Source organism: Bradyrhizobium sp. Kon37 (assembly GCF_055807535.1).
Genome location: NZ_JBVVOY010000010.1, coordinates 191,068 through 214,460 on the forward strand (window position 1 = coordinate 191,068; position 23,393 = coordinate 214,460).

The window sequence follows — 23,393 nt, forward strand, 5'->3', positions numbered from 1 at the left end:
AAAAAAACAAAACAGGGAGACGCCACCATGGGACTACTCGACGGCAAGGTTGCGCTGATCACCGGCGCGGGAGGGGGGCTCGGTGAGGCCTACGCAAAGCTGTTCGCGCGGGAAGGGGCCTCCGTCGTCGTCAACGACCTCGGTGGCCCCCGTGACGGCTCCGGCGCCGACACATCGATGGCGCAGCTCGTGGTGGATGCGATCAAGGCCGAAGGCGGCAAGGCGGTCGCCAACGGCGCCGACATCTCCACGATGGAAGGCGGTCAGTCGGTGTTCGACGACGCCATCAAGCATTTCGGCCGCGCCGACATCCTCGTCAACAATGCCGGCATTCTGCGCGACCAGACCTTTGCCAAGGCCTCTGAGTCCGACTGGGACAAGGTCATCAAGGTGCATCTGAAGGGCACCTTTTGTTGCACCATGCCGGTGTTTCGCTGGATGCGGGAAAATGGCGGCGGCGTCATCGTCAACACCTCCTCGACCTCGGGCCTGATCGGCAATTTCGGCCAGAGCAATTACGGCGCGGCCAAGGGCGGCATCTGGGGCCTGTCCAACGTGCTGGCGATCGAGGGACGCAAATACAACATCCGGATCTGGACGCTTGCGCCGGGTGCGCTGACCCGCATGACCGCAGACCTGCCCCGCTATAAGGAGAACCCCGGCGCGGCGCTGGGGCCGGACGGCATCGCGCCGGCCGTGCTATACATGGTCAGCGACTTGTCCGGCGACCAGACCGGCAAGGTGCTGGGCGTGTCCGGGCCCCGCGGCGTGCGCGAAATGCGGATGATGGAAATGGACGGCTGGAAGCCGCCGCACACGGGCTGGAAAGCCCAGGACATCGCCGATCATGCCAAGGAGATCTTCTTCTCCGAAGAGCAGATCAAGATGGGGGCGCGGCGGTTTTAGCCATTGACAGAGAGAAACAAGGACAACGATGAAACTCACCGCCGACGCCAAGGGCACCTTCGCAATCGCGCCGACGCCGTTCCACGATGACGGCCGGATCGACGAGCGCTCGATCGACCGGCTGACCGATTTCTACGAGGAGGTCGGCTGCGACGGCGTCACGGTGCTGGGCATTCTTGGCGAGGCGCCGAAGCTCGATGCCGCCGAGGCCGAGCAGGTGGCGGTACGCTTCGTCAAGCGCGCCAAGACAATGCAGGTGATCGTCGGCGTCTCCGCGCCCGGTTTCGCCACCATGCGCTCGCTGGCGAAGGCCTCCATGGAGGCAGGCGCGGCCGGTGTGATGATTGCGCCGCCGCCGTCGTTGCGGACCGACGACCAGATCATCGGCTATTACAAGCAGGCGGCCGAGGCGATCGGCCCCGACGTGCCCTGGGTGCTCCAGGACTATCCGCTGACCCTGTCGGTGGTGTTCACTCCCGCCGTGATCCGCAAGATCGTCACCGACAATCCCAATTGCGTGATGCTCAAGCACGAGGACTGGCCGGGGCTGGAGAAGATCTCGACGCTGCGCAACTTCCAGAAGGACGGCTCGCTGCGGCCGCTCTCGATCCTCTGCGGCAATGGCGGGCTCTTTCTGGACTTCGAGATGGAGCGCGGCGCCGACGGCGCCATGACCGGCTATGCCTTCCCCGAGCTTCTGATCGACGTCGTGCGGCTTTCGAAGGAAGGCAAGCGCGACGCCGCCCATGATCTGTTCGACGCGCATCTGCCGCTGATCCGCTACGAGCAGCAGCCCGGCGCGGGTCTTGCCGTGCGCAAATACGTGCTGCAGAAGCGCGGCATCATCGCCTCCAGTGCCCAGCGCAAGCCCGGCGCCACCATCACGCCGGCGGCGAAGGCGGAGGTCGAGTACCTGCTGTCGCGCGTGGCCCGCGTCGACAAGCGCGCCAATCTCGGCCCGCAATCCAGCGCCGCAGGTTAGTCGAATGGCCGAGGCATCAGCATCACGCCCCGCGTCGACGATCCTTCTGCTGCGCGACGGCGCCGCAAAGGAAATCGAAGTCTTCATGATGGTGCGCCATCATCAGATCGAGTTCAACTCGGGCGCGCTGGTGTTTCCCGGCGGCAGCGTCGATGCCGGCGATCAGGAGATCGTCGCCCGCTCCGATCTGTATTCGGGCGGCGAGGGCCTGAGCGAAGCGGACCGCGGATTTCGGATCGCCGCGATTCGCGAGACCTTTGAGGAAAGCGGCATCCTGCTGGCGCGCTCGAAGGTTTCGGGCACTCCGGTCGATGCCAAGCGCGCCGGCGAGATCGCCGATGCGCATCGCGTCGCGCTCAACGAGCACAAGGTCAGCTTCCTGAGCATTCTGGCTGACAACGGACTTCAACTGGCGCTCGATACGCTCGTGCCTTACGCGCACTGGATCACGCCCGAGGGCATGCCAAAACGTTTCGATACCTGGTTCTTCCTTGCGGCGGCACCGCCCGACCAGCTCGGCGCGCATGATGGCCGGGAGTCGACCGATTCGATCTGGGTCTCGCCGCGCGAGGCTGTGGAGGGCGGCGAGAGTGGCCGCTTCAAGCTGCCGTTCCCGACCACGCGCAATCTGATCCGGCTCGCCAAGCAGGGCAGCGTGAGTGCCGCGCTCGAGCACGCCCGCGGCATGTCCGTCGTGACGGTGATGCCGGTCATGACCAAGACCGAAACCGGCCGTCAGCTCCGCATTGCCCGCGAGGCCGGCTATGACGGCGAGGTGTTCGAGGTCGGGGCGCTCGGCTAGAACACTTCGACACACAACGAAGTATCGGCGAGGGCAGACGCGCTAGGTTCCGTCCCTGACAACGGGACGGAGCGCGCGACATGCACAACCGGCAGGACAACAACGTCGCCGTCGAACTGGCGCTGCTGCTCGCGCTGGCGACGCTCTGGGGCGGCTCCTACACCTTCATCAAGCTCGGCGTCGCCACCATTCCGCCGATCACGCTGATCGCGGCGCGCACCACGATTGCGGGCCTGCTGCTGCTCGCGATCATGTGGGCGCGGGGCATCAGGATGCCGAATGATGCCGCGACCTGGCAACGCTTCGCCTTCCAGGCCGTGCTCAATAGCGTGATCCCCTGGACGTTGATCGCCTGGGGCGAGCGCCACGTCGATGCCGCGCTTGCGACCATCCTCAACTCGGCAGGCCCGATCTTCACCTTCCTGCTCACGGCGGTCGTGACGCGTCACGAGGCGACGACACCGCGCAAGCTGGTCGGCGTGGTCGCCGGCATGGCCGGCATCCTGCTGATCGTCGGCGTCGATGCCGTCCATGATGTCGGAAGCGGCCTCGTCGCGGAGGCCGCCATCGTTGCCGCCACCATCTGCTACGCCTGCGCCGCCATCTTCGGTCGCGGCTTCAAGGGCCTCGATCCCATGGCGCCGGCGGCCGGCTCGCTGCTGGCGGGCGCGGCGGCGCTGATCCCGGCCTCGCTCATCGTCGAGCAGCCCTGGACGCTGTCGCCCTCGCTGAGTTCCGTGCTGGCGCTGCTCGCGCTGGCGACCTTCTCGACCGCCGCGGCCTTCGTGATCTATTTCCGCCTGATCCAGACCCTGGGCTCGGTCGGCACCACCGCGCAGGCCTATCTCCGCGTGCCGATCGGGGTTGCCATCAGCGTCGCCTTCCTCGGCGAGAGCCTGAGCCGGACCGCCTGGATCGGCCTTGCCTGCGTCGTCCTCGGCGTCGCCGCCATGACCATCCCGGCCCGGCGGCCGGCCGGCGTCAAAACGTCATAAAACCGGAGCTAAGGAGGGCGGCAGGGCTTCAATATTAAGGATATTCGGCGGCGAGAGGCATGTTCCCCCGGGACCGCAATACGTCGTATATTGGAGCTCCAATAGCCCGGTCCTCACATCACCAATGTCCGCCGAATTGACGCCGACCCCTGAGAAAAAGCGAACATTCTCGCTCTCCATCGGCCAGCTTACCTTCGGCAGCTTCCTTCTGGTGCTGGCGGTGATTATCGTCACCTCGACCGCGAGCGTGATCGCGATCCGGCACATCGACACGACCTTTGCCGAGCTGCAGCGGCTGCAGAGCGTCGGCGACCTCGCCGAGGACATCGACCGCCGCATGAACGAGCTGCGGCTCGCCGCGCGCGACTTCGTCACTGATCCCGGCGCCGGCATCCAGTTCAAGCAGGTGGGCGAGGCAGCCTCGACGCTCAGTGACATCCTGAAGAAGACCCGCATCGAGCTCGTGCCCGAGCAGCAGGACATGATCGACGGGGTCAGCGAGCGGCTTGCGACCTATCGCAGCGGCCTGGAGCGGATCTCGACCTTGATCGACCGCCGCGCCCAGCTGCTTGCCGGCCTGCCGCCACTCCGCGACCAGTTCGACGCGGCTGTCTCCGGCACCGGGGACCGAGAGTTGGCGTCCCGCCTGTCGGAAGCGCAGAGCCGGATCGCGCTCGGTTTGCTTGCGCGCAACCCGTCCGCGGCCGAGCAGGCGGCGCAGAGCATGCGGGCGATGGGCGTCGCCGATCCCAATCTCAGATCGGCCGTCAACAATTACGCCGAGGCGATCATCGCGGTCGCGGTCCGTGAACGGCAGATCGCCGACATCGATCGCGAGGTGCTGGGAACCGAGGGCCGGCTGATCGGCCGCGTCACCGAGCTGCTGCGCGAGGTCAGCGCCCGGCGCGGCCACGTGCTGTCGCGCGACTTCGCCCGCACGCTGACGGAGGCGCGCTGGCAGAGCATCGTGCTCGGTACCATCGGCGTGCTGATCGGCATTCTCGCGGCCGGCTTCGTGGTGCGGCGGACGGTCCGCCCGCTCGCCCAGATCGCGCGGTCGATCCGCGCGCTCGCAGCCGGCGAGAAGAACACGTCGATCCCGTCCGCCGATCTCGACAATGAGATCGGCGATATCGCACGCGCTGCCGAAGTGTTCCGCCGCGCGCTGGAGGAGGCCGACACGGCACGCGAGGCGGCGGTGCGCGCGCTGACCGAGCAGCGCCTCGCCGAAGAGAGCTACCGGAAACTGTTCGAGGGCTCGGTCGACGGCATCTATGTCACGACGCCGGCCGGCGACCTCCTCAACGCCAATCCGGCGCTGGCGCGGATGATGGGCTATGACAGTCCGCAGCAGCTGATCGACAGCATCAACGACATCGCCCACACCATCTATCTCAATCCCGAGGCGCGCGTCGAATACCAGCGGCTGATGGCCCGCGACGGCATGGTGCGCGAGTTCGAATATCAGGTGCGCCAGCGCGGCGGCGACATCCTGTGGCTGTCCGACAGTGCCACCGGCGTCCGCGACGAGGCGGGCAACATCGTCCGCTACGAGGGCACGCTGCGCGACATCACCGACCAGAAGCGCGCGGAAGACGCCATCGCCGAAGGGCGGCGCCTGCTCCAGCAGGTCATCGACACCGTGCCCGCGGTCATCAACGTCAAGGACCGCGACCTGCGCTACGTGCTGATGAACCGCTACATGGCCGGCATCTTCGGCATCGAGCCCGGCGATGCGCTCGGCCGCACCACGGCCGACCTGATGTCGCGCTACGGCGCGGCCAAGTCCGACGAGAGCGACAAGCGCGTGCTGACGCTGCGAAAAGGTCTCGGCTTCTACGAAGAGGAGTACATTGATTCGTCCGGCCACATGCGGCAATGGCTCGTCAACAAGCTGCCGCTGCTCGATGCCGAAGGCGAGATCGAGCGGATCGTCACCGTGGCGCTCGACATCGGCGAGCGCAAGCGCGGCGAGCAGGAGATGCGGAAAGCCAAGGAATCCGCCGAGACCGCGCTGCGCAATCTGCGCGAGACCCAGGCCTCGCTGATCGAGGCGGAGAAGCTGGCGGCGCTCGGACGCCTCGTCGCCGGCGTCGCGCACGAAGTCAACAATCCCGTCGGCATCAGCCTCACGGTCGCCTCCGCACTGGAACGCAAGACCTCGATGTTCACCGCCGAGGTCGAGCGTGGCGAGCTGCGCCGCTCTGCGCTCAACGACTTTCTCCACACCAGCCGCGATGCGTCCTCGCAGCTCGTCTCCAATCTCAATCGCGCCGCCGAGCTGATCCAGTCGTTCAAGCAGGTCGCCGCCGACCGCAACTATTCGGACCAGCGCAGCTTCGATCTCGGTGACCTCACCGAGCAGGTGGTGATGAGTCTGCGGCCGGGCCTTCGCAAGCACAATCTGACGCTCAATGTCGAGTGCCAGCCTGATCTGACCATGAACAGCTATCCCGGACCGTACGGCCAGGTGCTGACCAATCTGTTTCTCAACGCGGTGGCGCACGCCTTTCCGGACGGCCGCCCGGGGACCATCGACATCCAGGTGCGCGAGTCCGGCAAGGACAATGTCGAGATCATCTTCTCCGACAATGGCTGCGGCATGTCGCTCGATGTCCGCCGCCGTGCCTTCGATCCGTTCTTCACGACGCGGCGCGACCAGGGCGGCACCGGTCTCGGGCTGCACATCGTCTACAGTATCGTCACGAACAGGCTCGGCGGACGGCTCGATCTGGATTCCGAACCGGGCAGCGGCACACGTATCCAGATCATCCTGCCGCGCGTGGCGCCGCTCGAGCAGGCCGCGGAATAGCTCACGCGTTTTCGAGCGAAGTGGATGCCGGCTCGGGTGAAGAAAACACGTCGAAACAACAATTGAGAGCTGAGATTCTGATTCAATCAGAACCGAAAATGCTCTAGTCGGCCTCTGCAAGCTTGTGCAGTGTCGCGCCGAAAATCTGGCTGGCCTTGCCGACCAGCGCGGTGCCCGTCATGTCCCCGCGCGTCTCCGTGAAGGTGCCGCTGAGGCCGATGCCGACCGCGGCAGGGCCGCCGAACAGCGGATTGTCGTCACCCCGCGGCGAGGTGTGACGCTGGACCAGCACCTCGCCCTTGAAGGTGTTGTCCTTCACCGTGTAGCTGCCGGTGTAATAGAGGTAGGCATCGCCGCCAAGAATCTTGCCGTCGCGAAACAGAATCACGCCGCTGCCCTTGCCGACCCGACCATCGAGCAGGTTCACGTGAATCGAATAGAGGCCGTTCTTCATAACGTCCCGAGGCCGGCCGCCATCGCCCAATGGCGTAACCGGTAGCGCATTTATGCCAAAGCGCATGCGCCCACGCAACGCGGCAGTTTGGCCGCCGACCTTGCGAGCCTGCCGGTGAGCCGTAGTTGTCCCGGCTTGTCTGTGACACCGCCATGACGGTCTGATCATGAAGCGAGGCCAGTCGTTGCGAATCAAGTTGGCCCGCGAAATGCATAACCATTGTTGCACTGGCCGCGGGGTGCTGGAGCAAGACAAACGTGAGCAACTGGATCGATTCCGGCGGCGAGAAGCCGCGTCTGTACAGAGTGCGTTCCACGATTTGCGAAACACGACAACGGCGGATCGGCGGCGCGGCGCGGTGGCGAACCGTGGCGAGCCTAGCATGCGTCCTGGCCCTGATCGCACTCGCGGCCCCCTTCGGCCACGCGCGCGACCGCGGCCAGTTCGTCAACACCAATGCCGAATTGAAGGCCTGGTTCGACGGACTGCGAAGCGGCAAGGGGCCTTGTTGCTCCGATGCCGACGGCTCGGCGCTCTCGGACACCGACTGGGATAGCAAGGACGGGCACTATCGGGTCCGCGTCCCGCGTTATGGCTACATGATCGACGGCCGACCGCAGGAGCTCGTCTGGGTCGACGTGCCCGAGGAGGCCGTGATCTCGGAGCCGAACCGGGTGGGGCGCACCATGGTCTGGCCGATCTACGGCTACATGGGCGTCGCCGTCCGCTGCTTCATGCCCGGCAGCATGACTTGAGGCACGCCGGGCGGCACGTCGCCCGGCGAACCGATGCGGCGCGCACCGTCTCAGGTATATTTCTTGTCGCGCTCGAGCAGCTCGATGGAGATGCCTTCGGGGCCACGGATGAAGCAGATGCGCACGCCGGGGCGGATCGTGGTCGGTTCGCGCGTGAAGGTGACGCCCTTGGCCTTGATCTCGGCGGCGACGGCGTCGATGTCCTTCACCGTGAGACCGAAATGGTCGAGGCCTTGATGCGGGTGCGGCGGCGGCGGGTTGACCGCGTTGTCGCCCTCGAGTGGCGCAATGAAGATCCTTGCGCCGCCGAGATTCACGTCGATCCGTCCGGGCGCTTGCACGATCTCGCCACCGAGGATGTCCCGCAGCCAGGCCGCCGTGGCCTCCGGATTGGGGCTGCGCAGATGGACGTGATCCCAAGTGACGACTGGCATTTCGTGTTCTCCCGACGGATTTTGATGTTGCAGCGCATGTTAGCGGCCTCGGCCCGTGACCGCCACCGCTCTTGCCGACTCGGCAGCTGCGCGGGAACCTTAGTTCGCCTTCCGGATTAAGGTAAGCAGTGGCCGAATCCGTTGTCGAACGTGCTTCCGCCGCGATCGGTGAGGCAACCATGAGCGCTGGGTTTGACCGCATCGGGATAGGGCGTCTCGCCGGAACCGGCGAGCGACTGGCGAGGGCGGTGACGATCGCGAGCGTTTCATTTGGGCGAGGCCTGCTGTGGCTGTTGGCGGCCATCATCGTCGGTTGCGGCATCTGGATGCTGCTCCCTCTTGCCAAAGGCAACAGCGCCGAACCGGTGAGATCTGACGTGGCAGCGGTGGAGACGGCGCCTTCGGCCGATGCGACCGCCGTGTCGCCGCCTTCCGAAGCTTCGATTCCGACAATGGCAGAACTCGGCCGGATCAGGATTTCATCTCAGACCTGGCGCCGCGGCGGCCTTGGCTCGAAGGCGCTGGTGACGCTCACGCTGCGCAACGACAACGACTATGCCGTAAAGGATGTCGAGATCGTCTGCGCTTTTGCGCGGCGCGATGGCAGTCATCTCACCGACCGCGCCCGCGTTCTGGCGGATCCGGTCAGCATGAAGAGCCGCAAGACTTTTGCGCGCATTCCTGTCGGCTTCGTCAACGTGAATGCCGATCAGGCAAAGTGCTCGCTTGTGGCAGCACATCGGACATAAGGCCGGCAGTGCCGGGTAGCGGAAAAGTTACTGTCTTGGGGGCTTGGCCGAAAAACTTGGCGTCGCCATTTGAACCGAACGGCTGGGCCAGGAACCAATTAAATGATCGCCTGTTAAGGCGGAGAGCCCACGCGGGGATGCGGCGGGCGGAGCGTGGCCAATGCCCATCTTTCGGTATTTCTTCTTTGTCGGTGGAGCCTTGCTCGCACTGCTGTTCGCGGCGAACTACGTTCTGCCGACTTCGCCTGTGACGCAGGCTATCGCAACCGCAAGCAACGAACAGCCGTTGATTCGGATCCGGTCCGATCGCCACCTGCCGGAGCGTGTCGTACTCGACACCAGTCAGCCGACGCTTGCCGCCCCTGCGGTGAAGATCGCCGCCGTCGCGGCTCCCCAGCCGCCCGTGGAGGGCATGTCACCCGCTTTGGCCGAGATATCAGCCAAGGCGCGGGTCCGCGAGACGTTCGCCCAATTCACGCCGGCTGCGAAGGCCGATACCGCTGCGGTCAAGAAGACCGAAGCCAGGACGCAGATTCAGGTGCAAGCCCAGATTCTGGAGGCCCAGCCCGCTCAGACCCAATCCTCCCAGATCTCGGCGCAGCAGCCCAAGCGCAAGGTCGCCAGAACGCATCCGGTGCCGCAGCAAGGGCGGCCGATGATGGTGATGGCGCAGCAGCCGCATTTCGGCTTCTTCAACAGCACCTGGTAAGGGCGGGTCTGACCCGTATCGAATCGGGGCGGGAAGGGCTTTTTATTGGACGGCCTCTCTGCTAATTCGAACCCATCCGAACGTCGTCCGGCCTGCTGGCCCGCCAGCAGCGATCTGGGGCGTCTCGGTTACAGCCCAAGATCTGGGCCAGGGCGCTCGTAGCTCAGCTGGATAGAGCATCGGATTTCGATTCCGAGGGTCGGGAGTTCGAATCTCTCCGAGCGCGCCAATGATCAGGCCAGAGTATTTCGGATCTGACGGCGAGGCCGCGGTCCGCCTCTATTTGCCCTGGATCTTCAGTCCGTTGGGACCGACATTGATTTGCAGGCCATCGGGCTGCTTCTTGGTCTGGTAGAGATTGTAGCCGAGCACGGCCGCCGTGACGACCAGAGCACCGATAATCAGAAACAATACGTTGCGGCTAATAGGCATTTTTCCTGGACCACTTGTTGACGGCGAGAAAAACCCCGCGCGGAGGACGCGCGGGGTGCTTCAGTGCGCTGCCGGCGCACCGCTCGGATAATGCAGTTCAAGGGAACTGGTTCCCTTGAGGCGCGCGCCGCACTGGAAAAGACTGGAGCCGTGTCCGGTCAACCAGCCGTCGGACCGGCTTGCCGGCCTCGTGCCAGCGTGTCGGACGGCGCTTCGTGGAAGATCGCGCGGTAAGCTGCGGAAAACTCTCCCAAATGGTGAAAGCCTTGGGCGCGCGCGCATGTGGCGACCGTGGCGCCGCTGCCCTTGAGAAGGCGAGACCGAGTCTCCCACAATTTTTTCAGGCGAATGTACTGGTGCAGGCTCATGCCACGCACCTTGCTGACGGCGCCGCCGAGCGTGCGGATCGAGACGCCAAACTCGCCGGCGAGATCGGCGGTATAGATCGGAGCAGTCGGATGTGCTGCGACGTAATCGTCGATCCGTTGCACAAGTTTGATCGACCGCTCGCCCCGGACGGAGGCACTCCGGTCCGAGAGCTGATCGATGCGAAACAGATCGTCGAGCGCGAGCAGCAGGCCTTCCTGGAGATGGGCGGCGACCTCGGTCGTTTCGAACAGGGCCGGCTGCACCGACGCGGTTCGCAGAATGTCGAGCAGGAGCTGCCGTATGTGGAGCAAAGCGGGGCGGTTCGCGCCATAGGCTCGCAAATCGTCCGCCCGATCGAACCAGCCCCGGTCGCTCATGCCGGGTGAGAAGATGATCATCGCATGATGATTGGTCCGGCGCTCGACGAAATGGCATTCATCGCTGCCGCGGAGCGCGATGAAGAAACGCGCGTCCAGATCCATGCCCTTGGAATTGACCTGAAGGTCGTCCGTCATGGGCAGGATCACCATCCCGCCCGGCATCCGATAGGCGCCGTCGAGGATGCGCGCGAACGAGCGCATCATGACGATGCGGCAGCCGGGCAGGGAGACGATAGCGCGAGCCGCCGCGAAATTCCGGACGTCGAGCGGAATGCTTCTCGCATCCTCCATCGACTCGATCGGCCGAAACGCATCGATGTCGGCAAAGCCGATCAATTGAAGCGCCGAGGATGGGGCGAGGGCGTCGAACAACATGCGTGTGGCCGGCTGCCGCAATATGACAATCAAATGAACGTCGGAACATCGCCATCAATGGCGAAACATCGCGCTTCAGTAAACCGGATTCCGGGCCGTAGTATTGCGGACATCATGGCATGAAGCCGGCGGATCGATGTCGTCGTCAACGGTCTCGAGTCATCGGCTGGCCGGAGGCGAGGTCGATGAAATGCAGCCGCGTGCAGGCGGGACAGGCGAAGGAGGCAAAGCTCTGTGCCTCCTGTCTCTGTTGCTTCTCAAGATGTGTCTGCACGTTCATGCCCGTCTGGGGACATCGAAAAACGATCAAATCGACCATCGTCGGAGAATGACGGAGTGGCGGATTTCGTCTTTGATCTAGATCAGTTTTGGAATGACTCCAGACCAACATCCTTGATCTCGCAAAAGCGAAGGGGCCCCGGAGGGCCCCTTTAGAATCACCAGCGGCGATAGCGTGGTCCGTAATAGCGAGGCCCGCCATAAAAGCGCGGTGCATACCGGGGACCGTAGTAGGGCCGCGGCGCGTAGTATCCATAGTAGTTCGGGCGCCAGAAACAGCGTCCCCAGGCGTCACAGACCATGCGGACCTGCTCGACGTCGGAAACCTGCGGCGTCGCAGGAGCAGGCGCGATGGGCATGGCGAACGCCGCCGGTGATGCGACCAACGCACCCAGCAGGGTCGCGGCGACGAGGCCAATTCTAAGCTTCATGATGTCTTTCTCCGCTTACGCAATACAGGGATATCGAAGTTTGTTCTGATCAAATTGTGGCGGGGGCGAAATGTAATGCTGATGAACAGGTCTTCAGCCAGCCCGCCGCAGGCCTGACCTTTAGCTCCGGCAGACTATCCCAGGTTCGCGCTCTTGACCAATGCTGCGCTTGCGTTTGCGCCTCCGCAGGACATCGCCACCATCCTTGATCCCGCGCAATTCTCCGATGCGGCTTCGTCCTTAAGCTAGCCTTGTGGCCAGCCTTTCGAGCAATTCGAAGAGCAGGCTCGCGAGGTCGCTTTGGAGCTGTGCAATGGGCAAAATGAGAATCGACAAGGGTGACTGGCTGGTCGTGTGCGACGGGCGCAAGGCGCTCATTCTCGAAAACCTCGGCGACGAGATGTTTCCGAACCTCCACACCAGGGAGGTGCATGAGCAGCCCAATTCCTCGACCAGCGCGCAAGGGAGCGACGCGCCGGGCAGGCTCCATGGTGCGGCCGGCACCGCGCGCAGCTCGGTGGAGCAGACGAATTGGCACGACGAGGCCGAGCGCGCCTTCCTGCGCAGCCTGGCCGGACGACTCGATGCCGCCGTCAGCTCAGGCGAGACCTCGGCCTTGACCATGGTGGCCTCGCCGCGTGCGCTTGGGATGATCCGCGCCGACTATTCGGATGTGGTGCGCAAGGCACTCCAGGGCGAGGTCGGCAAGGACCTCGTCAAACTGCCGGTCTACGAAATCGAGAAGCAATTGCTGCTGTCGGGCGCCGCCAAATAGCGGCCCCCGGGACGCGCCTGCGCCCCTCAGTAGCAGGGGTGCCGGCGGCGGTCCTGACCGACATAGGCGGCTGCGCTCTGGTAGCAATGGTTGGTCGACGGGCCGTCGTAAAAGGCGAACGTCCCGGGAGTCATGCCGGGCCCGTAATTGTGGAGATAGCTGATCGGGTAGGGCAGCGGGTTCGTGGTATAGCGGTGGTACCGGTGATGTCCCCGTGCCTCCGCGAGGCCAGGGGCAAGGATTGCGGCCGACAGGGCAGCAATCGCGGCTACAAGCTTCAACTTGCTCATCTCGAATCTCCGGAACCCGCACGAATAGGTCAGCCGTTTATAGCCAGTTCGGGCGGCCGGAACACCCGTCTGCAGCCCGGAAATCGGGGCCAATCCCGCAGATTCCCGGGTGGGTGTGACAGAATTGCCGGTTCTGTGGTCCGGACTTGCCCATTTTTGGCCTTTTCGAGATGCTTAACGAATTCCCCACACAAGTGTGACCAAAGAGAATTAGCTCAAGACTCCTGTTGCCGGCTCCTTGGGGTCCATAGGCCGGTCCATTCCGAAGGCTTTCGCCGTCACCTCGCCATGCGCATCACGCTTCTGAGCCTACTGTTGCTCTCGGTCGTCGCCGCCACGCCGGCGCGGGCCGAGCTGCACATTACCCGCGACCACGGCGGCTATGTCGAGGAGTACAAGGCCAAGTACAAGCGCGTCCGCGAGAAGGGCGAGCGCGTCATCATCGACGGCATCTGCAACTCGGCCTGCACCCTGGTGCTTGGCATCGTGCCGATGAACAAGATCTGCGTGACGCCGCGCGCCAGCCTCGGCTTCCATCAAGCCTACTACGACAAGGCCTTCACCTTCGGCATCAAGGTCACCAGCGCGGAGGGGACGTCCGACCTGATGGCCTATTACCCCGACACGGTGAAGGACTGGATCCGTCGCAATGGCGGGCTCACCACCGACATGAAAAAGATCAAGAACGGCGTCGAGCTCTGGAAGATCATCGATCCCTGTCCGGACGAATGGTGAGCGGCTGAGCCGCCCGGTCCGTCGCAGCGCAGCATCGTCCGGACGAAATTGGCCGAAATTCGCATTGCCGCATTGGCCCCCGGTGGGGCAATGAGGCGGCAATGAATCATAATCAAGAAACCCTGACCGCCCGCGCCGCGCCGATCCTGTTCGTCCTGCTCTGGAGCACGGGCTTCATCGGCACCAAATACGTCGTCAACAATGCCGATCCCCTGACCTATCTCGCCATCCGCATGGCGTTCGTGGTCGGTCTGATGGCGATCATCGTCGCGATTGCGCGGCCGAAATGGCCGGACCGGATCGGCATCGCGCACAGCGCCGTCGCGGGCATTCTCGTCCATGGCTTCTATCTCGGCGGCACCGCAATCGCGATCGCGCACTCGATTCCGGCCGGGCTCTCCGCGCTCATTCCGGGCCTTCAGCCGATCCTGACCTCGACCATCGCCAACCGCTGGCTCGGGGAGAAGGTGACGCCGGTGCAATGGGCGGGGCTCGTGCTTGGCCTCGGCGGCGTCGTGCTGATCCTGCACGGCCGTCCCATGACCGGCGAAGCCGGGCTCGGCTGGCTCGCCTCCGTGGTCTCGCTGATCAGCATCACGCTCGGCACGCTCTATCAGCGCCGCTACTGCAACCACATCGACTGGCGCGCCGGCAATCTCGTGCAGTACGTGTCCGTCACGATCTTCTTTGCGATCGGCGCCTTCCTGTTCGAGGACCGCGTGGTGCACTGGACGCGCGAGTTCATGCTCGCGCTGGCCTGGCTCGCCGTAGCCCTCTCGATCGGGTCGATCGGGCTGCTGTACTGGCTGATCCGCCATGCCGCCGCCACGTCTGTTGCAAGCCTGTTCTACCTGGTGCCCGCCGTGACGGCGCTGATGGCTTATCTGCTGTTTGGAGAAAAGCTCGATGCGCTGGCGATCGCCGGCATGGTGATATGCGCGGCCGCGGTGTTCGTGGTCAACCGGCGCTTCTAGGACCGGCGAGCCGGGCCGCCGGAATACATCCCTGACGTGCGCGGCAAGATCGTGCTAGGGTCGGCGCATTTCAGTGGCTCTTTCACAGGTGATTTCCATGAAGAAGGCGAGACGCGCATTGCTTGGTAGGTCCCTGAAGCCGGTCCGGATTGCCTGCATCAACTACGCGGAGCCGACGATCAGCGGCCGCAAGATGGCCAGGCTCACAGCGGCGCTCCAGAAATGCTACGACAAGCACTTCCTGCCGGTGTGGGGCTATCCGGTCGACCTCTATGTCAGCGAAAAGCCGAAGCCGGGCGAGTGGCAGCTGGTCTATTTTGACGAGGCCTCCCACAAGAACATGCTCGGCCGCCATGAGCTGACGCATCGCCGCCAGCCGATCTCAAAGATCTTCGTCAAGGCGCTGGGTGAGGAGCCGGTCAGCGTGGCGGCCTCGCACGAGCTGTTCGAGATGGTGCTCGATCCCATGGCCAATCTCTGGGCCGACAAAAACCGGAACACCCAATATGCCTATGAGGTCTGTGACGCCGTGGAAGAGGACACCTTCTTCGTCGCCGGCTTCGAGATGTCGAACTTCGTCTATCCGTCCTGGTTCGAACCGTTCAAGCACCGCCCGGGCACCAAGTTCGACCACAAGGGAACGCTGAAAGAGCCGTTCTCGATGACCGAGGGCGGCTACGTCATCAAGAAGGTCAACGGCAGGAAGGTGATCAAGGCGTTCGGCTCGCCCGAGAAACGGCGGCGCTTCAACGCCGAGGACCGGCGCGGTCATCGCAGCGAATTCCGCGATCCGCAGGGCGAGCATCACCCGGGCCGGCGCGCGGCTAAGCGGCGGGGGTAGGGCATCGCTGGAGGTCTCCGGGCGCGTCCGCCCCCGGAGACCTCGGCGTTGCGATCAGCGCTTGGCCTTGTTGGCCTTCTTTTTCGACTTGGCAGCTTTCTTCGTCGCCTTCTTTGCGGTCTTCTTCGACGACTTTTTGGCCGCCTTCTTCGACGACTTCTTTGCAGCTTTCTTCGAAGTCTTCTTGGCGGCCTTCTTCGAAGTTTTCTTCGCAGCCTTCTTGGCTTGCTTCTTGGAAGCCTTCTTCGGCGCTACGTTCTTCGCGACCTTCTTGGCGGCTTTCCTGACCTTCTTCACCGCAGTGACAGCGGCGTCCTTGGTCGCTTCCACGGCGGCGGTGATCGTGTCCATCGCCTGTTCGGTGATCGGCTTGTCGTCGTCCATATTGTCCCCCACGGTTTGCATGGAGCGATGACGATAGCGCGTTTCATAATTGTGTCAAAGCAACGCTCAACCTTTGCGGATCTTGGCGTAGGCCGCGAGCGCGCGCTCTCGTCCCTTGGCATGATCGACGATCGGCTGCGGATAGCTCTTGCCGAGCGTGACGCCGGCGCTCGCAAGCTCGATCGGCGTCGCCTCCCAAGGCTTGTGGATCAGCTTGGCCGGCACGTCCTTTAGCTCGGGCACCCAGCGCCGGACATAGGCTCCATCCGGGTCGAACTTCTCGCCCTGGAGCACCGGATTGAACACGCGGAAATAGGGCGCCGCGTCGGCGCCGCAGCCGGCCACCCACTGCCAGTTGGCGGGATTGCTGCCGGCATCCGCATCGACCAGTGTGTCCCAGAACCAGCTCTCGCCGTCGCGCCAGTCGATCAGGAGGTGCTTGACCAGGAACGAGGCGACCACCATTCGCACCCGGTTGTGCATCACGCCGGTGTGCCAGAGCTCACGTAGGCCGGCGTCAACGAGGGGATAGCCGGTGCGCCCGCGCTGCCAGGCTGCGAGCGCCTTGGCGTCGGGCTTCCATGGGAAGCCGTCGAAGTTCGCTTGCAGGTTTTCGGTGGCAAGGTTGGGATGGTCGTGCAGCAGGTGCTGGCAGAACTCTCGCCAGCCGAGCTCGCTCAGGAACTTGTCGATGCCGGATCCGATCGCGGGATTTTCCGCCGCGGCGAACCGCGCGGCGTGCCAGACTTGGCGCGGGCTGAGCTCGCCGAACCTCAAATGCGGTGACAAATGTGAGGTGCCCTCGCGGTCCGGGCGGTCGCGATCGCCGACATAGCCTTGTGCGGTGTGCTTGAGGAAGTCGCGCAGGCGGGCACGGGCGGAGGCTTCGCCCGGGATCCATGTCTCGCGCAGGCCGCCGGCCCAATCGGGCTTGTCCGGCTCGAGCTTCCAGGTCTCCAGCGCCTCGCTGGCGACAGTGGGCGCAGGACGCAGCTCCTTCGGCGCCGGCAATGGCTTCGGCGGATCGCCGAGCGCCAGCACGCGCCGCCAAAACGGCGTGAACACGCGCAAGCCGCGGCCTTCCTTGTTGCGGATCGCCGCGGGCGGAACGAGCAAGTCGCCCTGGAAACTTTGCGAGTCCACGCCGCTCTTTGCCAGTGCCGCTTCGAGCTGCCGCTCGATCGCCTGATGCGGCGCCTGTGCGATCCCGTTCCAGTAGACCGAACGCGCTCCGCTCTCACGCACCACCTCCGCGATCACCCTGGCCGCCGGCCCCTTACGCAGGATCAGCGATCCGCCCCGGCTGGCAATGTCGGCGCCGAGCGCCCGCAACGACTGCGCCAGCCACCAGCGCGCCGCGGCGCCCGGCGCTCGCCCGGCCGTGTCGTCCAGCACATAGAGGCATATCACCGGCGCGCCGGTCTCCGCAGCGGTCTTGGCGGCAGCGTGGAGGGCGGGGTGATCGGACAGGCGGAGGTCATCGCGAAACCAGACGATGATGGGCGGAGCGCCTGGCGTAGTCCTTAGCGTCATTCTGGGCGTGGTCAGGGGTGTCCTCGTTAACGATTTGGAAAGCATGCCGCGATGGGAACCGCGTTAATGTGGCCGTAAGCCGATTGCACGAATATGCAGGAATTACAGGAGTCATCCATTCATGTACGGACGAGCAACGGCGAAGTTTCTGCCGCAATTCAAACTTGGCACCAAGGCGCTCCTGTGCGCGGTGCTGCTGATCGCCATGAATACGGCGCTCGTGGTCGGCGCCGGCTATTGGTCGCTCAGCTCCGCTTTCAACGATCGTGCGCTGCGCGACATCGAGGTGAGCTTGCGCACGCTGGCGCTGGCCTTCGCCGAGATCGTTCCCGATGCCAAGATCACCATGAAGGATGGCGCGGTGGCGCGCGCCGAGATTCCCAAGATGCCGGACTTTAGGGATCACGCCATCGTCGATCGCGCGGTGTCCTATGTCGGCGGCAACGCCACCCTGTTCGTGTTCGACGATGCGAGCGGGCAGTTCGTGCGGCGTTCGACCAACGTGAAGAAGGAAAATGGCGACCGCGCCGTCGGGACCCAGCTTGCCGCCGATCACCCGGCGCAGGCGCTGCTGCGTCGTGGCGAGGCCTACAAGGGCCCGGCCACCCTGTTCGGCAAGTCCTTCATGACCGCCTATTTCCCGATCGCCGACGCCAGCGGCAAGGTCGCCGGCATCCTCTATGTCGGCATCCCGATGGCGCAGTTCGAGAGCATGCTGGCCCACACCATCGAAAGTATGGCGATCGCCGCCGGGCTCGCCGCGCTGCTGGTGCTGGTCCTGACCTTGCTGGTCGTCCGCCGTGTCACCAAACCGCTCACCTCGGTCACGCGCTCGCTGACGGCGCTCGCCGAAGGTCAAAGCGACGTCGAGATCGATTGCGAGAATCGCGCCGACGAGATCGGCGAGATCGCCCGCACGGTCGCGGTGTTCAGGAGCAATTCGCAGGAGCGGGCGCGGATGCGCAGCGAGCAGGCGGCGGCTTCGGCCGCAGCCGTCGAGCAGCGCAAATCCGACCTGCGCAATTTCGTCGAGGAGTTCCGCGGCGGCGTCGGCGGCATTCTCGACAAGGTGCTGACATCGTCAGGCGAATTCGAGCGGGCGGCGCGGCAGCTCACCGACACCGCGCGCTCCACCGCCGATCTGTCGGCGCGGTCGGCGGGAGCTTCCGAAAATGCCTCCGAGCACGTGCGTTCGGCGGCGTCGGCCTCGGACGAGCTGTCTCAATCGATCTCCGAAATCACCCGGCGGGTGCAGGAATCGAACGTCATTTCCGCCGAGGCCGTGCGGCAGGCCGAGGCGACCGATCAGCGCATCGCGCAGCTCTCCGAGGCGGGCGCGCGCATCGGCGATGTCGTCAAGCTGATCACCTCGATCGCCGAGCAGACCAACCTGCTGGCGCTGAACGCGACCATCGAGGCCGCGCGCGCCGGCGATGCCGGCCGCGGTTTTGCGGTGGTGGCCCAGGAGGTCAAGACGCTCGCCGGCCAGACCGCCAAGGCGACCGACGAGATTTCGAACCAGATCGCCAGCATGCAGCTTGCGACCGAGGAATCGGTTGTCGCCATCAAGGCGATCAGCCAGACCATCGAGCGCATCAGCGGCATCGCGGGCTCGATCTCGGCGGCAGTCGAGCAGCAGAAGAGCGCGACCCAAAACATCGTCGCCAGCGTTCGCGCGGCGGTATCGGGCACGGCCGATGTCGCCGTCAACGTCCGTCAGGCCGCCGAGGGTGCGAACGAGACGGGTGAGACGTCGAGCCGCATGTTTGCCTCCGCCCAGGCGTTGTCGGGCGAGAGCCTGCATCTGAAGGCCGAGGTCGAGGGCTTCCTCGAACGCGTGCGCGCGGCGTAAGAGCTGACATCGTCATCCCGGGCGGCGCTGACGCATCGCCCGGAATGACAGTTCCGTTATTTCGGCTGCGGCACGATCCGGATGTAGGGCTTCGGCTCTTTCCAGCCCTGCGGATAGATCGTCTTGGCCTCGTCATTGGAGACCGAGCCCGCGATGATGACGTCGTCACCCTGCGACCAGTCGGCCGGGGTCGCGACGCGGTGCTTGGCGGTGAGCTGGAGCGAGTCGATCACGCGGAGGATCTCCTGGAAGTTCCGGCCGGTCGTCATCGGATAGACCAGCACAAGCTTGATCTTCTTGTCCGGCCCGATGACGAAGACGTTGCGGACGGTCTGGTTGTCGGCGGCGGTGCGGACAAGGGGGTCGCCTGAGATGGCAGCCGGCAGCATGCCGTACAGCTTGGAGACGTTGTAGTCGGTATCAGCAATCATCGGGAAGTTCGGCGCTGCGCCTTGCGTCTCCTTGATGTCCTCCGACCATTTCGAATGGCGATCGACCGGATCCACCGAGAGGCCCATCAGCTTGACGCCGCGCTTGTCGAAGTCCGGCTTGAGCTTGGCGAGCGCGCCGAGCTCGGTCGTGCAAACCGGCGTGAAGTCCTTCGGGTGCGAGAACAGCAGCGCCCAGCTATTGCCGATCCAGTCGTGGAACTTGATCTTCCCTTCGGTGGTCTCGGCTTCGAAGTCGGGGGCGGTGGCGCCGATCGGAAGTGTCATGGTTCTACCTCATGTTATTGAATTTACTTGTGAATTCATCTTTGACCGTCGTGACCATTATAGGGTCTCCGCGATCCCAAGTGAACGCTAACTGAACCGCTTCAAGTAAAATGTGAATTCCTTCTTTGAAGGCCTGATTTCCTAGCACCTTTTTGTTACAGCGGCGCCTGCGGCGAAACATCTCCACCGGGGCTATACGGGCGCGATTGCCCCGAGAAAGCCTTTTATGACTTCCATCACGCTCGCCCGTCGCTTCCCAGAACCAAACTGGTCCTGACAGCGACCAATTGGCAACTATCTCAAAAAGTCGCGCTCCCCGTACCGAATCATTAACCACCCCTTTACGCCGGCATGAAAATGCTGGCCGATCAGAAGAAATCTGGAAGTGAACTATGTCTGCCGCTGCGCATAAGTCTGTTGAGTCGCCGTCCCTCGAACCGTCCTGCCGCGATACCTCGGCCCATGCACTGACCATCGTGCGCGACGGCGTCATCACGGGCGAAGGCCCGACCACCAAGGGAAGGGTGCATTTCTCCCGCTCGCTCGATGCCGATGACACCGCGTGGTGCGCCCGCATTCTCACCGCCACAGCCGTGAACGACCAGCCGGTCAGCCGTGCTGAAGCCGAAGTGCTGTTCGAGATCAACGAAGCCGCGACCGAACGCACCGATGGTGGCCGGTTCGACGATTTGCTGGCCAAGGCGGTCGCCCATTATGCGGCGAGCGCCTCCGGCCTGAAGGTGCCGCCGCGCAGCGTCGCGCTGTCGGCCGAGTCCGACATCGAGAGCTGGGCGCCGTCCTATGCCTCCAAGGTCAACAGCGAAATGCTGGAGTGGATCGCCGGCCAGATGCGCGGCAAGCGCCACAACAACCGTCGCCTGATGGCGATGGTGGCGACTTTCCTGGGCGCCACCGCGCTGCCTCTGGCGGGCCAATTGCCGAACGTGTTCGACATCGGCATGTAAGATTTTGGGCATGTAAGATTTTGGGCATGTAAGATTTTGGGCATGTAAAATTCTGCGCCTCTCACGAGGACGCATTTGAACGGCGGGGTTATTTCCCCGCCGTTTTTTGTTTGCCGGCGTCCGGCTCCAGCCCGAGCGTGCGGCCCGGGAAACCGGCAGTGTCGAAATAGCGCTGGCTACCGACGCGCTGGAAGTTCAGCACGGTCTGCAGGCCGTTTTCGGACTTCTTCGACTTCTCGACCCCCTTGTACGCCTTCGGAACGACGCCGTTGGGCAACGCCTCCGACATCACGCGGCCGACGAGGCCGCCGTTCTGCGAACCGCGCAGGCCGAGGAGCTGGGCGGCCGTCATGCCGACGTCGGCGTTGCTGACCGGGATATCGCTGACATAGCCGGCTTTGAAGTCCGGACCGATCGCGGCCATGAAGTTCATGGTGTCGCCGCGGCTGAAGCTGCCATGCATGCCCTGGCCCTGGCGCAGCACGGTGTCGGCGACCTGCACCGAGCAGTTGGTCGGCGCCTCGCCGCAATCGCTGGCATAGGAGCGGAAGTTGACGACGATCGCCGGCGTCGGCGTCGCCGCCTTGCCGCGCAGATTGATGCTCGACAGCGGCAGGGTACCGGGGAAGCGGCCGAGCGAGTCGTCGACGAACAGGCCGGAGACGTAATCCTGCTCGAGCAGCGTCTTGATGGTCTTCGCCGCCAGCTTCTTGTCCTTGTTCGGCAGATAGATCAGATCGGAGCCGCCATTGGTGGCGACGACGAGATCGGGCTTTTCCGGATCCTTGCCGAGCACGCCGTTGCCGGCCTTGGGATGCTTGTTACCCTCGACCTTCGCATTCTTGTCGTTGGGATCGAACAGCGGCAGGTCGAGCGCCTTGGCGAGGTCGAGCGCCAGAAAGCCCATCGGCAAAAAGTCCTTCGGGGTGTCGTCATAGCTGAGCTTGGCCGAGGGGCTGGTCTTGCTTTCCTTCGAGATGGTCGAGAAGCCATGGTCGGCCTGAACCATGATGTTGGTGTTGGCGGCAAGGCCGAGCTCGTCCAGTGCCTTGCGGAGCTGGGCGAGGTTGTTGTCGGCATTCTTGATGCCGGCCATCGAGGTCGGCCCGTTGATGCCGGGCATGATCTGGTTGAGGCTGTCGCCGGTGTTGTGCTGACTGCCGTCGGGGTCGCGCGACCAGAACACCAGCACGAACGGCTTGTTGCGGGCCTTGAACATCGGCAGCACGACCTTTGCGGCGACGTCGGCGAAATAGGCCTGCTGGGCGACGTTGGCGACGGTCGTGCCGGGCGTCTTGGCATCGCCCGCCTTGGAGTTGTCGCCGCGCGGCGGCGTGGCGAGGGGCAGGCCGGCCTTGGTGAGAGCAGCCTTGATCTCGTCCGACAGCGCCACGCCATTTTTGCCGCCGGTGGCGTCGTCGAACACGACCGAATGCAGGCCGGCCTTTTCGGGCTTGTCGGTGTGGTCGAACTGATAGGTCGGACCATGCTTGCCGAGCGCGGCGGTGCTGTAGCCCTTGTCCCGCGCCAGCTTCAGGATCGTGTCTTCGTTGAGATAATCGCCCTTGAAATGCTCGTCGATGTCGCCGAGCACGGCGTCGTTCTCGATGAAGGGGACCACGGTGTCGCCGGCGGGCACCGAGGTGTAGTTGGTCCAGATCGTGTTGGAGAACACGCCGGTATCGCCGAGATAATGGCCGGTCGACATCGCCGAGCCGTTGGCCATGGTGAAGGTCGGGAACAGCGAGTGCGAGTTCTTGAAATTGACACCCTTATCGCGGATTTCGGCCATTGCGGGGGCAGTCTCGGGTGTGACCTTCAGCGCCCGCAGACCGTCCGGAATGAACAGGATCAGGTTGCGGGGCGTATTGTTCTCTGCGGAGGCAGGTCCGGTCGAAAGCCCGGCGGACAACACTGTCAGTCCGGCTGACAGCAACACCAGTGAACGGCGCATCAAAATCTCTCCCTGCGAGGCGGCTTGGCCGCCAACCGCGGCCCCCGGCTTCGTTTAGTTTCGCTGCATGACGGTTTTGTTACAAGAGCGGAGCGCCATGCAAAGAAGGGTAGGGACGGTCCGCGTGTCCCGGACGCGCTGTAGCGCACGGCCAAGAGGCGTTGCGCAGCGTCCGGGGCACGAGACAGGAGTTTTGGCGGGCAGCTGCTTCAGCATCGTCATTGCGAGCGCAGCGAAGCAATCCAGAATCTTTCCGCGGCGGCAGACTGGATTGCTTCGCTGCGCTCGCAATGACGGAGTGTAGGCAAGCGCGTCGCTCTTTAAATTCGCATCTCACTCGCAGACACACCTCGCCATCTCGCGGCTTGTTCGCCCGAGCTTTGCTTCGTCGTCTCACCCTCAATTGAAAGAGGGCGCAGGGAAGACCGGGTGCCGGCTGGCACCCGCGGTCCACTGTGCGAGATTGTCGTAAGAACAATGCACAGCGGCATACAGGTGAAGCCCAACACA

Annotated in this window: 24 protein-coding genes and 1 tRNA gene; 15 read left to right on the forward strand and 10 right to left on the reverse strand. The window is 64.1% G+C overall.

Features of this window, described 5'->3' with window-relative positions; genetic code table 11:
• The first annotated feature begins 27 nt into the window (after positions 1–27).
• The 5 genes from AC0L3J_RS20615 to AC0L3J_RS20635 all read left to right on the forward strand — a co-directional run bounded on the left by AC0L3J_RS20615 (position 28) and on the right by AC0L3J_RS20635 (position 6,497).
• A complete protein-coding gene (locus AC0L3J_RS20615; RefSeq protein WP_018455294.1) occupies positions 28–906 on the forward strand; it encodes an SDR family oxidoreductase in 879 nt (292 codons plus the stop codon).
• A gap of 28 nt (positions 907–934) precedes the next feature.
• Positions 935–1,888 (forward strand): dihydrodipicolinate synthase family protein, encoded by a 954-nt coding sequence (locus AC0L3J_RS20620; protein ID WP_247396731.1) that lies wholly within the window; start codon positions 935–937, stop codon positions 1,886–1,888.
• A gap of 4 nt (positions 1,889–1,892) precedes the next feature.
• Positions 1,893–2,690, forward strand: a complete 798-nt coding sequence (locus AC0L3J_RS20625) for an NUDIX hydrolase (RefSeq protein WP_473348205.1) — start codon at positions 1,893–1,895, stop codon at positions 2,688–2,690.
• Positions 2,691–2,770: 80 nt separating this feature from the next.
• The gene (locus AC0L3J_RS20630; RefSeq protein ID WP_473348206.1) at positions 2,771–3,685 is read left to right on the forward strand and encodes a DMT family transporter; all 915 of its coding nucleotides are present in this window, start codon (positions 2,771–2,773) and stop codon (positions 3,683–3,685) included.
• 124 nt (positions 3,686–3,809) lie between these two features.
• A complete protein-coding gene (locus AC0L3J_RS20635) occupies positions 3,810–6,497 on the forward strand; it encodes a PAS domain S-box protein (protein ID WP_473348207.1) in 2,688 nt (895 codons plus the stop codon).
• Positions 6,498–6,600: 103 nt separating this feature from the next.
• Here the strand turns inward: AC0L3J_RS20635 and AC0L3J_RS20640 are convergent, their stop codons facing one another.
• On the reverse strand, positions 6,601–6,951 hold the full coding sequence (locus AC0L3J_RS20640) for a GrlR family regulatory protein (RefSeq protein WP_085395594.1): 351 nt from the start codon (positions 6,949–6,951) through the stop codon (positions 6,601–6,603).
• 257 nt (positions 6,952–7,208) lie between these two features.
• Between AC0L3J_RS20640 and AC0L3J_RS20645 the strand changes: the two genes are divergently transcribed.
• Entirely contained in the window at positions 7,209–7,706 is a 498-nt protein-coding gene (locus AC0L3J_RS20645; protein ID WP_473348208.1) for a hypothetical protein, read from the forward strand.
• Positions 7,707–7,756: 50 nt separating this feature from the next.
• Here AC0L3J_RS20645 and AC0L3J_RS20650 read toward each other — a convergent pair whose 3' ends face one another.
• Positions 7,757–8,140, reverse strand: coding sequence for a VOC family protein (locus AC0L3J_RS20650; protein ID WP_473348209.1), 384 nt, complete (start codon positions 8,138–8,140; stop codon positions 7,757–7,759).
• A 179-nt stretch (positions 8,141–8,319) separates the two neighbouring features.
• On the opposite strand from AC0L3J_RS20650, the gene AC0L3J_RS20655 reads away from it, so the two are divergent.
• The 3 genes from AC0L3J_RS20655 (at position 8,320) to AC0L3J_RS20665 (ending at position 9,827) form a co-directional block, all read left to right on the forward strand.
• Positions 8,320–8,889: a hypothetical protein gene (locus AC0L3J_RS20655; protein ID WP_456769474.1), complete on the forward strand. Its 570-nt coding sequence runs from the start codon at positions 8,320–8,322 to the stop codon at positions 8,887–8,889.
• 160 nt (positions 8,890–9,049) lie between these two features.
• The gene (locus AC0L3J_RS20660; RefSeq protein ID WP_473348210.1) at positions 9,050–9,598 is read left to right on the forward strand and encodes a hypothetical protein; all 549 of its coding nucleotides are present in this window, start codon (positions 9,050–9,052) and stop codon (positions 9,596–9,598) included.
• A 152-nt stretch (positions 9,599–9,750) separates the two neighbouring features.
• Positions 9,751–9,827, forward strand: a tRNA-Arg gene (locus tag AC0L3J_RS20665).
• A 50-nt stretch (positions 9,828–9,877) separates the two neighbouring features.
• Here the strand turns inward: AC0L3J_RS20665 and AC0L3J_RS20670 are convergent.
• From AC0L3J_RS20670 to AC0L3J_RS20680, 3 genes are all read right to left on the reverse strand, one after another.
• Entirely contained in the window at positions 9,878–10,030 is a 153-nt protein-coding gene (locus tag AC0L3J_RS20670; protein ID WP_473348211.1) for a hypothetical protein, read from the reverse strand.
• Between the two features lie 158 nt (positions 10,031–10,188).
• Entirely contained in the window at positions 10,189–11,154 is a 966-nt protein-coding gene (locus AC0L3J_RS20675) for an AraC family transcriptional regulator (RefSeq protein ID WP_473348212.1), read from the reverse strand.
• Positions 11,155–11,591: 437 nt separating this feature from the next.
• Positions 11,592–11,864, reverse strand: coding sequence for a hypothetical protein (locus tag AC0L3J_RS20680; protein WP_473348213.1), 273 nt, complete (start codon positions 11,862–11,864; stop codon positions 11,592–11,594).
• A 313-nt stretch (positions 11,865–12,177) separates the two neighbouring features.
• On the opposite strand from AC0L3J_RS20680, the gene AC0L3J_RS20685 reads away from it, so the two are divergent.
• On the forward strand, positions 12,178–12,639 hold the full coding sequence (locus AC0L3J_RS20685; protein WP_473348214.1) for a host attachment protein: 462 nt from the start codon (positions 12,178–12,180) through the stop codon (positions 12,637–12,639).
• 26 nt (positions 12,640–12,665) lie between these two features.
• On the opposite strand, the gene AC0L3J_RS20690 is transcribed toward AC0L3J_RS20685, so the two are convergent.
• The gene (locus AC0L3J_RS20690) at positions 12,666–12,929 is read right to left on the reverse strand and encodes a hypothetical protein (protein ID WP_027567447.1); all 264 of its coding nucleotides are present in this window, start codon (positions 12,927–12,929) and stop codon (positions 12,666–12,668) included.
• A gap of 288 nt (positions 12,930–13,217) precedes the next feature.
• Here AC0L3J_RS20690 and AC0L3J_RS20695 point away from each other — a divergent pair, with 288 nt between their 5' ends.
• The 3 genes from AC0L3J_RS20695 (at position 13,218) to AC0L3J_RS20705 (ending at position 15,479) form a co-directional block, all read left to right on the forward strand.
• A complete protein-coding gene (locus AC0L3J_RS20695; RefSeq protein WP_007603109.1) occupies positions 13,218–13,664 on the forward strand; it encodes a hypothetical protein in 447 nt (148 codons plus the stop codon).
• Positions 13,665–13,765: 101 nt separating this feature from the next.
• Positions 13,766–14,638 (forward strand): DMT family transporter, encoded by an 873-nt coding sequence (locus tag AC0L3J_RS20700; RefSeq protein WP_473348215.1) that lies wholly within the window; start codon positions 13,766–13,768, stop codon positions 14,636–14,638.
• A 97-nt stretch (positions 14,639–14,735) separates the two neighbouring features.
• Positions 14,736–15,479 carry a hypothetical protein gene (locus AC0L3J_RS20705; protein ID WP_473348216.1) on the forward strand — a complete coding sequence of 248 codons (744 nt, stop codon included), beginning with the start codon at positions 14,736–14,738 and terminating at the stop codon, positions 15,477–15,479.
• A gap of 54 nt (positions 15,480–15,533) precedes the next feature.
• Here AC0L3J_RS20705 and AC0L3J_RS20710 read toward each other — a convergent pair whose 3' ends face one another.
• Together AC0L3J_RS20710 and AC0L3J_RS20715 are read right to left on the reverse strand one after the other, a co-directional pair.
• Positions 15,534–15,863, reverse strand: coding sequence for a histone (locus AC0L3J_RS20710; protein WP_473348217.1), 330 nt, complete (start codon positions 15,861–15,863; stop codon positions 15,534–15,536).
• Between the two features lie 66 nt (positions 15,864–15,929).
• On the reverse strand, positions 15,930–17,396 hold the full coding sequence (locus tag AC0L3J_RS20715) for a cryptochrome/photolyase family protein (protein ID WP_473348218.1): 1,467 nt from the start codon (positions 17,394–17,396) through the stop codon (positions 15,930–15,932).
• 121 nt (positions 17,397–17,517) lie between these two features.
• Here AC0L3J_RS20715 and AC0L3J_RS20720 point away from each other — a divergent pair, with 121 nt between their 5' ends.
• On the forward strand, positions 17,518–19,248 hold the full coding sequence (locus AC0L3J_RS20720) for a methyl-accepting chemotaxis protein (RefSeq protein ID WP_473348219.1): 1,731 nt from the start codon (positions 17,518–17,520) through the stop codon (positions 19,246–19,248).
• Between the two features lie 56 nt (positions 19,249–19,304).
• On the opposite strand, the gene AC0L3J_RS20725 is transcribed toward AC0L3J_RS20720, so the two are convergent.
• The gene (locus AC0L3J_RS20725; protein ID WP_473348220.1) at positions 19,305–19,964 is read right to left on the reverse strand and encodes a peroxiredoxin; all 660 of its coding nucleotides are present in this window, start codon (positions 19,962–19,964) and stop codon (positions 19,305–19,307) included.
• Positions 19,965–20,356: 392 nt separating this feature from the next.
• On the opposite strand from AC0L3J_RS20725, the gene AC0L3J_RS20730 reads away from it, so the two are divergent.
• Positions 20,357–20,929, forward strand: coding sequence for a hypothetical protein (locus AC0L3J_RS20730; RefSeq protein ID WP_473348221.1), 573 nt, complete (start codon positions 20,357–20,359; stop codon positions 20,927–20,929).
• An 88-nt stretch (positions 20,930–21,017) separates the two neighbouring features.
• Here AC0L3J_RS20730 and AC0L3J_RS20735 read toward each other — a convergent pair whose 3' ends face one another.
• Positions 21,018–22,883, reverse strand: a complete 1,866-nt coding sequence (locus AC0L3J_RS20735) for an alkaline phosphatase family protein (protein WP_473348222.1) — start codon at positions 22,881–22,883, stop codon at positions 21,018–21,020.
• Positions 22,884–23,393: the final 510 nt, after the last annotated feature.